Annotated in this window: 12 protein-coding genes; 2 read left to right on the top strand and 10 right to left on the bottom strand. The window is 59.3% G+C overall.

Going from position 1 to position 13,355, the window contains the following annotated elements:
- Window positions 1–207 precede the first annotated feature (207 nt).
- Entirely contained in the window at window positions 208–1,095 is an 888-nt protein-coding gene (locus B0E33_RS10045; protein WP_077291115.1) for a LysR substrate-binding domain-containing protein, read from the bottom strand.
- 175 nt (window positions 1,096–1,270) lie between these two features.
- On the opposite strand from B0E33_RS10045, the gene B0E33_RS10050 reads away from it, so the two are divergent.
- Window positions 1,271–2,020 (top strand): haloacid dehalogenase type II, encoded by a 750-nt coding sequence (locus tag B0E33_RS10050; RefSeq protein ID WP_077291116.1) that lies wholly within the window; start codon window positions 1,271–1,273, stop codon window positions 2,018–2,020.
- 486 nt (window positions 2,021–2,506) lie between these two features.
- On the opposite strand, the gene B0E33_RS10060 is transcribed toward B0E33_RS10050, so the two are convergent.
- Window positions 2,507–3,520: an IS110 family RNA-guided transposase gene (locus tag B0E33_RS10060; RefSeq protein ID WP_077293217.1), complete on the bottom strand. Its 1,014-nt coding sequence runs from the start codon at window positions 3,518–3,520 to the stop codon at window positions 2,507–2,509.
- A gap of 966 nt (window positions 3,521–4,486) precedes the next feature.
- On the opposite strand from B0E33_RS10060, the gene B0E33_RS10070 reads away from it, so the two are divergent.
- A complete protein-coding gene (locus B0E33_RS10070; protein ID WP_206051427.1) occupies window positions 4,487–5,443 on the top strand; it encodes a LysR family transcriptional regulator in 957 nt (318 codons plus the stop codon).
- On the opposite strand, the gene B0E33_RS10075 is transcribed toward B0E33_RS10070, so the two are convergent.
- Genes B0E33_RS10075 through trbE form a run of 8 tightly spaced genes read right to left on the bottom strand, consistent with a single transcriptional unit; the run spans window position 5,355 to window position 13,352 of the window.
- Window positions 5,355–5,615, bottom strand: a complete 261-nt coding sequence (locus tag B0E33_RS10075; RefSeq protein WP_156912374.1) for a DUF2274 domain-containing protein — start codon at window positions 5,613–5,615, stop codon at window positions 5,355–5,357. The genes B0E33_RS10070 and B0E33_RS10075 overlap by 89 nt on opposite strands.
- A gap of 2 nt (window positions 5,616–5,617) precedes the next feature.
- Window positions 5,618–6,784 (bottom strand): TraB/TrbI/VirB10 family type IV secretion system protein, encoded by a 1,167-nt coding sequence (locus B0E33_RS10080; RefSeq protein WP_077291118.1) that lies wholly within the window; start codon window positions 6,782–6,784, stop codon window positions 5,618–5,620.
- The gene (trbG, locus tag B0E33_RS10085) at window positions 6,781–7,830 is read right to left on the bottom strand and encodes a P-type conjugative transfer protein TrbG (protein ID WP_077291119.1); all 1,050 of its coding nucleotides are present in this window, start codon (window positions 7,828–7,830) and stop codon (window positions 6,781–6,783) included. Before trbG ends, B0E33_RS10080 begins: the two co-directional genes overlap by 4 nt.
- The gene (gene trbF, locus B0E33_RS10090) at window positions 7,827–8,516 is read right to left on the bottom strand and encodes a conjugal transfer protein TrbF (protein WP_077291120.1); all 690 of its coding nucleotides are present in this window, start codon (window positions 8,514–8,516) and stop codon (window positions 7,827–7,829) included. The genes trbG and trbF overlap by 4 nt, the downstream gene beginning before the upstream one ends.
- Window positions 8,513–9,871 carry a P-type conjugative transfer protein TrbL gene (trbL, locus tag B0E33_RS10095; RefSeq protein WP_077291121.1) on the bottom strand — a complete coding sequence of 453 codons (1,359 nt, stop codon included), beginning with the start codon at window positions 9,869–9,871 and terminating at the stop codon, window positions 8,513–8,515. Before trbL ends, trbF begins: the two co-directional genes overlap by 4 nt.
- Before the next feature lie 3 nt (window positions 9,872–9,874).
- Complete coding sequence (gene trbK-alt, locus B0E33_RS10100; protein ID WP_077291122.1) at window positions 9,875–10,147, bottom strand: putative entry exclusion protein TrbK-alt; 273 nt, start codon at window positions 10,145–10,147, stop codon at window positions 9,875–9,877.
- Window positions 10,148–10,167: 20 nt separating this feature from the next.
- Entirely contained in the window at window positions 10,168–10,923 is a 756-nt protein-coding gene (gene trbJ / locus B0E33_RS10105; protein ID WP_077291123.1) for a P-type conjugative transfer protein TrbJ, read from the bottom strand.
- Complete coding sequence (gene trbE / locus B0E33_RS10110) at window positions 10,920–13,352, bottom strand: conjugal transfer protein TrbE (protein WP_077291124.1); 2,433 nt, start codon at window positions 13,350–13,352, stop codon at window positions 10,920–10,922. Before trbE ends, trbJ begins: the two co-directional genes overlap by 4 nt.
- Between the last annotated feature and the right edge of the window lie 3 nt (window positions 13,353–13,355).

The following is a 13,355-nucleotide window of genomic DNA, read 5'->3' on the forward strand; positions in this document are numbered from 1 at the left end:
ACGCCCATGTTTTCACCAAAATGAGTTTGTGCGATGCTTATAATCGTATTTTCCGATAGAGAGGGATTGGACTACTGCAAAAGTCCGATACCCAAGTCGGAAAATACCCACAAACCGCCATGCCTCGCGCTTGTCGAGACATGGCACGGCATGACCGCGACGCACCTGGCGCATCGCGGGGGACTGGTCACCAATAGTTTACGGACATCACGCGTCGGCCGGCGCGGACATTCCTTCCAGCAGGCGATCGTTGATAAAGTCGGCCAGTTCGGTGACGACGCGCGAGTTGCTGTGCTTGCGGAAGGAATAGACGAGTTCAACGACCGGGAGCTGTGGCAGACCTGCATCACGCTGGATGATACGCAGCGGCGGCGTGACAAGCGTGCGCGCCAGAACAGAGATGCCGAGCCCCCCGGCGAGCGCGGACTTCAGACAATCGAAGCTCGGCCCGACGAAGCTTATATGCCAGGGACGCTGACGCTCCTCGAGGGCCCCGATGGCGAAACGCCTGTAGGCGCAGCCTTCGGGAAAGAGAATCATCGGAGCGGACTCGTCAGCTGCCGGGACGTAATTCGGACCGGCGACCCAGACGAGTTGCTCGGTGAGTGCGACGACCCCTTTGGAAGCGCCTGCTTCCTGTTTGAAAAACGCGAGATCGAACTCCCCGCGTTCACTGCGCCGCATCAGATTGTCCGATTGGTTGGCCTCTACCTCGAGAGCCACCATCGGGTGCCGCTGCTTAAAACGCGCCAGCCAGATGGCGATATCCCGGCCGAAAAAATCCAGCGGCACACCCAGGCGAACCGAGCCGGAGAGCACGTCGTCGGACATTGACGAATAAGCCTCATCGTTGAGTTGTAGCATTCGGCGAGCGTATTGCGCCAATCGCTTGCCTTCGCCGGTGAGCTCAAGGACGCGGCCTTTCCGGCGCATCAGTAGCTCCTTGCCGACCTGCATCTCCAGCTTGGCAATCTGCTGGCTGATCGTCGATTGAGCCCGCCCGACAATCTCGGCCGTACGGGAGAAACTCATGGTGTCTGCGACAACCAGAAAAGAGCGTAGGCAGTCGATGTCGAAATTGACGTGTCGGGTCATTATCGTGAAATCCGATTAAGTGGATCATTATAATTCATTTTGTCACTCGATTGTCCTTCCGTAAACAGCAATCTTGAGCGGCATGAATGATCCGCCGTTTCGGCGATGGCGGAACACCTCCGGGGAACACCGGGCCGCTGTCGAGCCATCTCCTCCAGAGTCAAGAGAGGTCAAAGTGCCGGTCAAAGCTGTCGTCTTCGATGCCTACGGAACTCTTTACGATCCACAATCCGTCGCAACCGTGACGGATCGGGCCTATCCGGGTTATGGCGAAATGATCACGCAGGTCTGGCGGATCAAGCAGCTCGAATACACGTGGCTGCGTTCGCTGATGCAGAAATACGAAGACTTCGAAAGCATCACCTCTGCCTCGCTCAGATACACGCTCAAATTGCTCGGTCTGCCGTTGATAGACAGCGTGTTCACATCGATCCTCGAGAAATACAGGTGGCTAGACCCCTATCCCGAGGCGCATGACGCTCTGGAAGGACTGGCCGGGCACGACCTTGCGATACTTTCGAACGGCAGCCCGAACATGTTGAACGAGCTTGTGCGGAACACCGGCTTCGACCGGCAAATCAACCACGTTATCAGCGTCGACCCGATGCGCATTTACAAGCCCAGCCCACTAGCCTACGCACTTATCGAGACACGGCTGGGCGTTCAGCCTTCGGAAGTGATGTTCGTTTCATCGAACCCGTTCGACGCCTGCGGCGCCAAGGCTTTCGGCCTTAAGGTCGCATGGATCGACCGCGTTCCGTCGGACGCCATGGTCGAGGCGTGCAAACGCAGCGACCGGATAGCGCCGGTCACAATGTTCCGCGCCGTTCGCCAGCAGATGGACGAACTCGGCTTCGATCCGGACCACAGGATTTCCTCGCTCACCGGGTTGGCCGATCTGCTTCAGTCGGAATTGTTAGGCTAGGCCCACATGTTAGCTGATACGCGGGCCAGACAGCGCATATGCGAATGACGGCAGTCATTCGTTTGTCCTGACCTGCACGCCCGAAAACCCCGCGCTTTGAGGTTAGCCTGTTCCCAATTGAAAGAAGCAGACGATGAAGCGATCCCGGTTCTTCGAAGAACATATCATTGGTATTTTGAAGGAGCATCAGGCTAGCATTTTTGCCGCCGAGCTATGCCGTAAAACTGGCGTCAGAGATGCGATCTTCTACATTTTTGGACAACTCTCCCGATGCAAGGTTTTTGAGATCTGATCGAAGCCGGTATCTGGGTGCCAACATCTATTCGGCGTCACCAGAACGCTGCTAGCGCGCCCAAATGGGAAATCCGAGTGTGAAGGCCTCGACAAGTGGCCAGCTTCGATAAGTCATTAAAATACTCAGGTTCCCTTCAAACCGGTCGTCACATTTCTCGCAGTCTTGCACCTCTCTGCCGTACCACTTCTGTTTTAGGCGGTACCGAACTCCGTGTTTTGTCGCAACATGGCAAATATGATCCGCGCGTTCTTGTTGGCGATTGCGACGATCGCTTTAGCAGCCCCCCGTCGCTCCTGGAGACCAATGGCCCACTGACTAACCGCATCGTGGTGCTTTGGTGCCGTTCGCAAAACCGCACGTGCCCCGTGAACCAGCAGTGCTCTAAGGTGTCGGTCACCACGTTTTGATATGCCCTGGAGCATTTGCCTGTTCCCACTCGAATGTTGTTTTGGAACCAAACCAAGCCACGCGGCCAGATGACGGCCGTTATTGAACTCGGCTCCGTCTACGATCGCCGCGACAATAGCAGTCGCTGTTTTGGGACCCACGCCACGGATCTTTGCGATACGCTGACAGGCCTCATTGCTGCGGAAAACCCGATTGATCTCACGATCAAACCAGACGACACGTCGGTCCAGTTCACATAGCATCTCAAAGAGCTGCTCTGGCAGTGAGGTGAAAAGATCACCAAGCCTGTCCCGCTCCATGGTCAACAAACGCAGGACCACGCGTCTGGCGCGAGTAATTGAGAGACCGAAGGCAAGGCCACGGTCCAGAAGCAATCCACGCGTCTGAGAGACAAGGGCAGTTCGACGATTGACGAGTCGTTGGCGTACACGATGTAATGCTTGAATGTCCTGCTGACCAAGCGATTTGGGTGGAACGAACCGCATGTTCGGCTGACGCAGTGCCGTACAGATAGCAGCTGCATCGTTTTGAACATTCTTTTGATGACGGGCGAAAGGTTTGAGGTATTGTGGGGCGATGATCCGAACCGAGTGGCCGAGCGCTTCAAATTCTCTTTGCCAATAGAATGCGCCAGTACAGGCCTCGATACCGATCTGACAACCCGCCAATCGACCGATATCGTTGAGAAACCGCGCACGCCCAAGGCGTTTGCGATAGACAATGTTGCCCTCGGCATCTTCACCGTGCAGCTGAAACACGTTCTTCGCCAGATCAACCCCAAGATAGTGCAGTCTCATGATCTTCTCCTCCATATTCACGGCTTCCAGCCCTGAGTGTAGAGGGAGAGCTGTCCGTCCCATCAAGTGGCGCTCAATGTATGGCAGCATGGACGCTTCGATGATGAGCCAGATGAAGGCACCTTCTGGGCAGACATCTCCCGAGCGCCACTGCTCTCACAAGAGCTGCTACAATCAATTTGTAAGCTGGCGTCGATCTGGTTACATGGGACGGTCCCGTGACGGACTAACCAGCAAGTTCCACGCGCTCGCGAACCCCTGCGGCTTACCCACCAAACTGAGCTTGAGCGAAGGCCAAGCCTACGATGGCCTGGCCATCAGGCCATGCCACTTCTTTCCGGCCTGCCCGAAAACGCCGTTGTCCTAGCTGATCGGGCTTACGATGCCGAAGTCATTCGCGATCTCATCAAAGACCAGAATGCTTTCCCGAACATCCCACCCAAGCCGCAACGCCGCCACCGCCCAGCTTTCTCCAAGCCCTCTAAGAGATGCGTAATCCGGTCGAGAGGCTCTTAAACAAGTTCAAGCATTTCAGAGCCGTAGCCACTCGATACGAGAAGGACCCACACAACTACATGGCTGGTGTCAAACTCGCTTCAGCAAGAATATGGATCAGGTTCAATAAATCCAAGTCCGAGTATTCCTGAGACACCAATAGTCGATAAGTTTTCCCTGTCACCCTCTCGAAACGAGTGCCAAACGCATTGCGCACACCAAAGTGTCTTGCTTCTATTAGAATACGTTCATACTCTTATTGGTGCGTATCGTTTCCCAATTTGGAGGACCGTGAATGCATTCACTGCAAGGCTTCACTGGCATTCACCCGCTACATTTAGGCAGGCCAAGGTAATATATTTACTGCCATGTGAAATAACCATCGTCGCAATTAGCCACCTCTAGGTAAAGGATCGTATATTGACTCATAAATACATTCCTTTTAGGTCGCAGGGGAATAAAACAGGCCCCATGAAAACACAGATCGAGGTCAGGCACATGCGTTATGCTATTGTGGTTGCGAAATTAGGAAGTTTTCGCAAAGCTGCTTTAGCATTACATGTGAAGCAATCAACGATCAGCCGAACAATGGCACAGCTAGAAGAATATCTTGGATTAAAATTATTTAGACGAACCACCGGAGGCGTATACGTCACGAGACCCGGCCAACAGGTTGTTCGAATTTTTTACCACTTAATTAACTCGGTCGACGATATGTCGATTAACGCCCGAGACCTTGCACTGGGCCAATCTGGTCAACTGACAATTGGACACTATATTTCGCTAACTTCAGGCAACCTCCGTTCGATTTTAACTGAGTTTTCAGATCAATTTCCCAACGTGGAACTTCGCACAGTTGAGGAAACACGATTAAACCTGCTTTCTGAACTGGCGAGTGGTTTCATCGACATTGCGGTTGTTTCTGGCTACCCAGCGAGTGGAGAAGAGTCCGCTTTGGCGGTTTGGACGGAACGCATTTTGGTCGCGTTACCCATGTCGCATCCCATAGCAAATAAGGAAATTGTGTACTGGACTGATTTAAAAGAAGAAACGTTCCTTGTCAGCGAACGAGATCCCGATTTAGAAATTCAGAAAATTCTCCATTCAAAACTAACATTTACCGAAGGGCGCGCTAAGATTGTTCGTCACAAAGCCAGCACAGAGAATATCAGAAGCTTGGTTGGCGCGGGTTTTGGCGTCAGCCTAATTGTCGAATGCAGTTCTGGTGCTCACTATCCTGGAGTTATCTACCAAGAACTGCAGGATGGAAACGGCCCAACTCGTATCAACTATGTTGCCTATTGGCGTGGTGACAGCTACAATCCTGTTCTTCACAACTTTATCGACTTATTGGAACAGCGTTTTCCCCGGTCAAATCTCGACCGGCACCCCGCCGCGCCTTCGCAAATCCGCGATCCGTCGCAATAAACCTCTCCAGCATCGGCACAATCAGCCTGGCAGGCTCCTCAACAACCTGCCCACTCTGCCGCCCAAGAATCTCGGCATAATCCACCAGATCCCGATGCAGCTTTGCGGGCAATTCCACACTCACCTTGACCGGCTTGTCGTCCGGTAGCGGCCCCAGTTTCAGTTTCACCACAATCAACCTCCGTAAGGTTCCAGCACAAGATCACGCATGACGATCACCCGCACCGGGAACCCCGGCCGGATCGTCAGCGTTGGCGCGACCTGTAGCTGGCGCTGGATTATCTGCTGGCCGGCATCATCGATCGTGTCTTGCGCGCCTTCACGGATCGCCTGAACCAGACGATCGTCGTCACTTGCGGCGAGTTCCGCACCGACGCTGAACAGCGTCGACAGTCCGGCCGCCTTGGCGAGATCCCACCAGTGGTAATCGACGCCATCCTCCAGGCCGGCATATCCAAGCGTGTCCGCTCCCGGCTGGCGCTCAAGCACGATGGAGTGGCCGTTGGGGAAGATCAGCCGGTTCCAGACGAGCAGGACACGACGCTGGCCGAAACCGACATCGTTGGAATATTCGCCGATGATGCGGGTGCCCTGTGGGATGAGAAGAAGCCTCCCGGTCGGACTGTCATAAACATGCTGAGTGACCTGGGCGGTGATCTGCCCGGGCAGGTCGGAGCGGATCCCGGTGATGAGGGCAGCAGGGATGACGGATCCGGCCTGCAGCACATAAGGCGATGCCGGTGCCGTAACGCGATCGGATACCGTGGTCCGTCGGTCCACGGACGCATTCAAAAACGCAAGATTGCTGTCTTGTGCCGTAATTCCACCTGGAGCAGTGCCGCCGATCGACGGCACTGCGCCCAGACCTGTTCCGCCCGATGTGACCTGTCCCGTCTGGAAAAAGACCCGGCTGGTGCGGGCAGCCTCTTCCTCCGCAAGGCGCCGCTGTTCCTGCTCGTCAAGCGTGGGCGTCTGGATCACCGGCGGCACGACCGGCTGGCCACGCTCCTGCGCCTTGAGGATCGGCCGGCCAAGATCTCCCGGCAAGGGCGGTCCGAGAACCGGGCCGGTATAGTCGCTCGGCAGCGTGCTCAACCCGTCAGCGGTGTTGCGGTTCTCCGTCGAGAACAGCTCCTCGCCCCCGCCGCTCCGGTCCGGCGCTTGAAGTGCATAGATCAAGGCGGTACCGATACCGAGCAAGGCGACGAACCCGACCCCTGCCAGCGCCTTGCGGGAGAGACGCGTCACGCGTGGTGGATCTGGCCTCAGTCGCATTGCCGCTTTGACCCCTGATTTTGCATACGGATCGCTGTCTTCCCTTTTTTGCTCCGGACCGCTCATGCCCCCTCACCTCCAGTACCGATCTTTGTTGACCTGGAAGGGGGACCGCTTCCTTGTCCTTCTGTCGGCCCCACGCGTCGGTCTTCCCTCCGAACGATCCTGACCGTCTGCTGGTGTTTGCCGCTGCCGAGGCGCAGTTCTGCGGCTCCAAAAATCCGGTCGACGATCAGGATGTTTCTGTAGACGCGGCTGTTGACGATTTGCGGGTTTCCGTCGGGCCCGAGAACGAAAATCGGCGGCATCTCCCCCTGGACAATTCCGCCCGGGAACTCGACATAGACCCGTCTGCCGTCGTCGTAGACGGCGACCGGACGCCAAGGTGGGGTGTCACCGGTCAGCCCATACCGGTAGTTCCGTGCCGCGGGCGCCGGAATGCGCGGCGTAGCCGGAACGACGGGTCGCTGAGAGCTTGGTGACCGCGGATAGTTCCAGGTGACCGCGGGCATATAGGAACCCTCGGCCGCGCGCAGTTCGATCCTGTAGACTCTGCGGTCGGTAGTGACCACCAGATTGGTCTCAATGTCCGGGCGGGTCGGTTTGACGAGGATGTGGACCTGGGGCTCTTCACCGGAGCCGCTGGTGGTGTCGCCGATGATCCAGCGGGCCGTATCGCCAGCCGCGATCGGGCCGGCGCCGGTCAGGGCTTCGCCCGGTTCCAGCGCAATGTCGGTGATTTTGCCGGGAGCAGTGTAGACCTGATAGAGCGCCCCCTCCGACCAGGGATAGACCTGGATGGCATTGTAATAGCCCTCCCGGTGCGGCTCGATGCGCGCGGCCGCATTGGCATTCTCGATCCTGCCGGCTGATGTTTTTGCCGCCTTGCCTCCTTTCGCCGGCGTCCAGACTGGCGGTGTATGCAGGGGTTTTGGCCGCTCATCGCCCACCGTTCTGGGTACCGCCGGCAGCGGCGGCACAGTCTGATCGTAGCTGATCTGCGGCGGCGTGTAGGTGGCGCAGCCCGCCAGGGTCGTTGCGCAGAGAAGCAAAGCCGCACTTGCGGAGATCCGGAAGGCCGGAAACGCGGGTTTACGGAAAACCATCCTCATTGCCCCATCTCCCGAGACCAACTGATGGCGTTGACATAAATGCCGAGCGGATTGGCCCGCAGCCTCTCGGCATCGCGGGGCGGCTGGATGACGATGGTCAGGATCGCCGTCCAGCGTTCTGTCGCGGATAACTGTCCGTTCTCGTAGTGCCGCTCTGTCCAGGCGACGCGGAAGCTTCCCGGCGAGGCCCGGATGACACTGGAGACTTCGACCGCGACCTGCTGCTTGCCGACCCGGGCAAAAGGATCGTTTGAGCGTGCATAATCGTTGAGCACGAGTGCTCCTCGGTCGGTGGTGAACTCGTAGGCCCGGAGCCAGTTCTGCCGGACGATGATGGCATCGGCCGGAATGCTGCGGACCTTCTCGATGAACCGCGCCAGATGGAACGCGATCTGCGGATCCGACGGTTCATAATCGGCGGTGGCGGCCGCAACAACTTGCGCCTCGCCCAGCTTGTCCACCTGCACCACCCAGGGAACGACGGAGCCGTTGACGGACTGCCAGATGAGCGCCGCGGCAAAGCCACCGGAGAGAATGAGAGAGCCGAACGCCATCAGCCGCCAGTTCGTTGCCTGGACGCGGGCCGAGCCGATGCGTTCGTCCCAGACCTGGGCCGCCTTCTGGTAGGGCGTTTCGGGCTCCGGGGATTTGCCGTAGTGAACGGTAGATCGTTTGAAGAGGCTCATGAGCGGTCGCTTGTCTGGAGATTGATGGAGGCGCCGCCACCGTGGCTGTCGCCCGAACGAACGGCATGGGCAGCAGCGGACACACCGTGGGAAAGCTGCTGGGAACGCTTCATGCGCCTTGCCCAGGCAGGCGGGCCATCGGCAGGCAATGCGGGCGCAGGAACTGCAGACGGACCGTCCGAACCGCCTCCGTCGCCAATTGTGCCGCCCGTTGCTTCAAAGGCTGTTCGAGATCCGGATTGTTGGCTCGCCTGAAAACTCTCCGATGCCTTTGACTGCAACCGTTTGAGCGGTGACGCCGCGGCCCGAGCCCCGGCACTTGCCAAAGCACTGATGCCGGAAGCGACACCACTTGTGCCCGACTGACCGGCCGATCCGAGGCTGTAGGCAGTCGAGGCACCACCTGCGATGGCCGCCCCGCCGCGTGCGGTAGCTGCGGTCCCCGACAAGGCGAGAGCGCCTCCGCGGGCCGCCAGTCCGGCGGCTCCAATTCCGGCAACAGCCGCACCACCGACCGCAAGGCCGGTACCGACGGCCGACCCGGCGCCCAGTTGCGGTCCACCGGAGACGAGACCGTTCGCAATGCCCGGACCGAAAATCCCGAGACCGAGCAGCGACAGGGCTGCAAGCACCACGGCCATCGCCTCGTCGATTGTCGGCGTGACACCACCGAAGCCGGCAGTGAACTGCGCGAACAGCGTCGAACCGATGCCGATGATGACGGCCAGCACCAGCACCTTGATGCCGGAGGAGATGACATTGCCGAGGACACGCTCGGCCAGAAAGGCGGTCTTGCCGAAGAGGCCGAAGGGAATGAGCACAAAGCCTGCCAGGGTCGTCAGCTTGAACTCGATCAGGGTGACGAAGAGCTGAATGGAGAGAATGAAGAAGGCGAGGATGACGAGCGCCCATGCAAAGAGTAGGCAGGCGATCTGAATGAAGTTCTCGAAGAAGGCGACCCAGCCCATCAGGTCGGAGATCGATTCAAGCAATGGCCTTCCGGCATCAAGGCCGACCTGTGCCACCTTGCCCGGGCGCACCAGATTGGCAGCGGAAAACCCGGTGCCCGACGCCATCAGACCGAGACCGGCAAAGCTCTCGAAGACGATCCGGGCCAAGTTATTCCAGTTGCCGATGAGATAGGCGAAGACGCCGACAAACAGCGTCTTCTTCACGAGACGGGCGATGATGTTGTCATCGGCACCCCAGGACCAGAAGAGTGCGGCCAGCGTCACATCGATGACAATGAGCGTTGTCGCGATGAAGGCCACCTCACCGCCAAGCAGACCGAAGCCGCTGTCGATGTAGCTGGTGAAGACCCCGAGAAAACTGTCGATGACTCCCGTCCCGCCCATGGATCACCGCTCCTCGCCAGTACGAGGCTCGCGGCCGAGAAAGCGGTCCCGGGTATGCTGCCAGGTTGTGAGACAGTCTTCGTCCTCGAGTGCAGACCTGCCCATCTGCTGACAGCGGCGCAGATCGGCACGCACAGGATCGTCGGAAGGCTGTGCGGCCGGCGCAGTCCGTACTGGCACCGGCTCGTCCTTGCGGGACATCTCGATCAGGCTTGCGGTAATGGCGATTGCCACGAATACGATTGCGGCCAGCCGCGCCAGCATCCTGCCGTCCATGAGGACTTTCTCCTAAAAAATCAATTGTTGAACATGCGCGCGTTGCCGGGTCGGTAACCGGAGCCCGGTGTCAAGAAGCGCTGGCGCTGGATTCGGCCCTGTTCGACCGCGGCTGTTCGTTCCGCTTCGCTCAAGGCAATCGCCCGGCCGTTGGCGGCGACCACAGCCGTGAGATCGGAAAGCTGCTGGGCCTGGAGGGCCAGAAGCTGGTTGCCGGCCTGGGCGGTCTGAAGCGCGCCTGAGGCCCCTTGGCTCTGTCCGATCAACGCGGACATCTGAGCCCGGTTGGTCTCGATATTGCCGACGACGCCCGCCTGCACGCGCAAGGCGTCCTGGAGGCCTCCGACCGTGTTCTGCCAGCGACTGCGCGCTCCGGCAATCAACTGCTGCTCTGTCGTACTCAGATCGATGTTGCCATACTGCTGCTGGAACAGTTGGTCGATCTGCTGGACGTCGAAGGCGATGTTCTGAGCTTCCTGGAGTAGCTGCTGAGTCCTCTGCACCGACTGCTGAAGCTGCTGCAGAGCCGAATAGGGAAGACTGGTGAGATTGCGGGCCTGGTTGATCAGCATCTGCGCTTCGTTCTGAAGCTGGACGATCTGGTTGTTGATCTGCTCCAGCGTCCGGGCCGCCGTCAGCACATTCTGGGCGTAGTTCGACGGATCGAACACGACCCGCCAGGCATGCGCCGGCGGGGCAAAGGCGACGGAGCCCAATGTGGGAATGGTGAGGAGTGCGGCGGCTGCAACAAGCGCGCGGGATCGGCGGAAACTCATGACGAGGTCTCCAGGTTGGTGAGGTTGGGGACGAGATCGGCCGCCCAGGCAAGACCGCGGTGGCGCAGCCAGGCATCGAGGAAACCTTCGCGGCTGTGTTCCGCGAGGATGCCGGCAATGGCCGTCTGGTCGGTCTTCGAGGAGGTCGCACAGAGGGCCAGCGCGACTTCTGAAAGGCCCAGTTCAAAGAGCCGGTTGCCGCGCCGGGACTGGCAGTAGTAGTCGCGTTTGGGTGTCGCCCGCGCGAGGATCTCGATCTGGCGGTCGTTGAGACCGAAGCGGTGATAAATAGCGGCAATCTGCGGTTCGATTGCGCGCTCGTTCGGCAGCAGGAGCCGTGTCGGGCAGCTCTCGATGATCGCCGGTGCAATGGCCGAGCCATCGATGTCGGACAGAGACTGCGTGGCGAAGATGACGGAGGCGTTCTTCTTCCGAAGCGTCTTCAGCCATTCCCGGAGCTGGCCCGCAAACCCCTCGTCGTCGAGCGCCAGCCAGCCTTCATCGATGATGATCAGGGTCGGCGATCCGTCGAGCCGGTCCTCTATCCGGTGAAACAGATAGGCGAGCACGGCGGGCGCCGCACCGGTGCCGATCAATCCCTCGGTCTCGAAGGCCTGAACGCTGCTTGAGCCCAGGTGCTCGCTTTCCGCGTCGAGCAGGCGGCCATGGGCACCACCGATGCAGTAGGGACGCAGGGCCTGTTTGAGATCGTTGGACTGAAGCAGCACCGACAGTCCGGTAAGCGTCCGCTCTGCTATCGGCGCGGAGGCAAGCGAGGTCAGCGCCGTCCAGATATGGTCCTTCACCTCAGGGTTGACGGTAACGCCTTCACGCATGAGGATGGCAGCGATCCAGTCGGCGGACCAGGAGCGCTCGGCGGCGGCATCGATCCGGGCAAGAGGCTGCAGCGACACGTCTCCGCCTTCGGTGAGGCCGCCGCCGAGATCATGCCAGTCTCCGCCCATGGCAAGGCACGCCGCGCGGATCGATCCCCCGAAGTCGAAGGCGAACACCCGGGAGTTCCGATAGCGCCGGAATTGCAGCGCCATGAGCGCCAGAAGGACAGACTTGCCCGCCCCTGTCGGGCCGACGACGAGCGTGTGGCCGACATCGCCGACATGAAGGGAAAACCGGAACGGGGTCGAGCCTTCCGTCTTGCCATAGAGCAAGGGAGGAGACGAAAGATGCTCGTCCCGCTCCGGCCCCGCCCACACCGCACTTGAGGGGATCATGTGGGCGAGATTGAGGGTGGAGACCGGAGGCTGGCGGACATTGGCATAGACGTGCCCCGGCAGACTGCCGAGCCAGGCATCGACCGCATTGAGGGACTCCGGCAGACAAGTGAAATCACGGCCCTGAATGACCTTTTCGACGAGCCTCAGCTTCTCGTCGGCGATCTTGCTTTCAACATCCCAGGCAGTCACGGTCGCTGTGACATAGGCGATGCCGGCATGATCCGCGCCGAGCTCCTGAAGTGCCAGATCGGCATCGGCCGCCTTGTTGGCGGCATCGGTATCGACCAGCACCGACTGCTCGTTGGTCATCACCTCCTTCAGGATCGCGGCAATGGATTTGCGCTTGGCGAACCACTGACGGCGGACCCGGGTGAGAAGCCGTGTCGCATCCGTCTTGTCCATCAGGATCGCCCTAGTCGACCAGCGATAGGGAAAGGCCAGCCGGTTGAGGTCGTCGAGCAGGCCTGGCGTCGTCACCGTCGGAAACCCGGTAATGGTCAGGACCCGCAGGTGCTTGTCTCCGAGTCGCGGCTCCAGGCCTCCGGCGAGCGGCTGGTCCGCAAGCAGCGCATCCAGATAGACCGGCGTCTCTGGCACGCGAACATGGTGCCGGTTGGTCGAGACCGTCGAATGCAGATAGGTCAGCGTCCCGGCGTCATCGAGCCAGACACATTCAGGCATGAAGGCGTCGATCAAATGGAGGATCCGGTCGGTGCGATCGATGAAACCGGTCAACACCTCATGCGGGTTCAGCCCATTGGTCTCCCGGCCTTCGAACAGCCAGCGTTCCGCACGAGCGGCTTCTTCGGCCGGCGGCAGATAGGTGAATGTGAGAAAATAACTCGACTCGAAATGCGCGCCGGCTTCCTCAAAACTGGCCTTGCGTTCCGCGTCGACGAGTGCGGAGGCCGCATCCGGAAAGGTACTGTCAGGATAGTGATTGGCAGCATGACGCTGTGCCTCGACGAAGATGGCCCAGCCGGACCCGAGACGGCGGAAGGCATTGTTGAGACGGCCGGTGACGGCAACGAGTTCAGCCGGAACGGCGCTGTCGAGGTCCGGTCCACGGAAACGGGCCGTTCGCTGGAAGCTGCCGTCCTTGTTCAGCACCACGCCCTTCTCCACCAGCGCGGCCCAGGGCAGATAATCGGCAAGACGATTGTTGCGCGTGCGGTATTCGGCAAGGTTCATCATCAA

This window comes from Roseibium algicola, assembly GCF_001999245.1.
Lineage (GTDB): Bacteria > Pseudomonadota > Alphaproteobacteria > Rhizobiales > Stappiaceae > Roseibium > Roseibium algicola.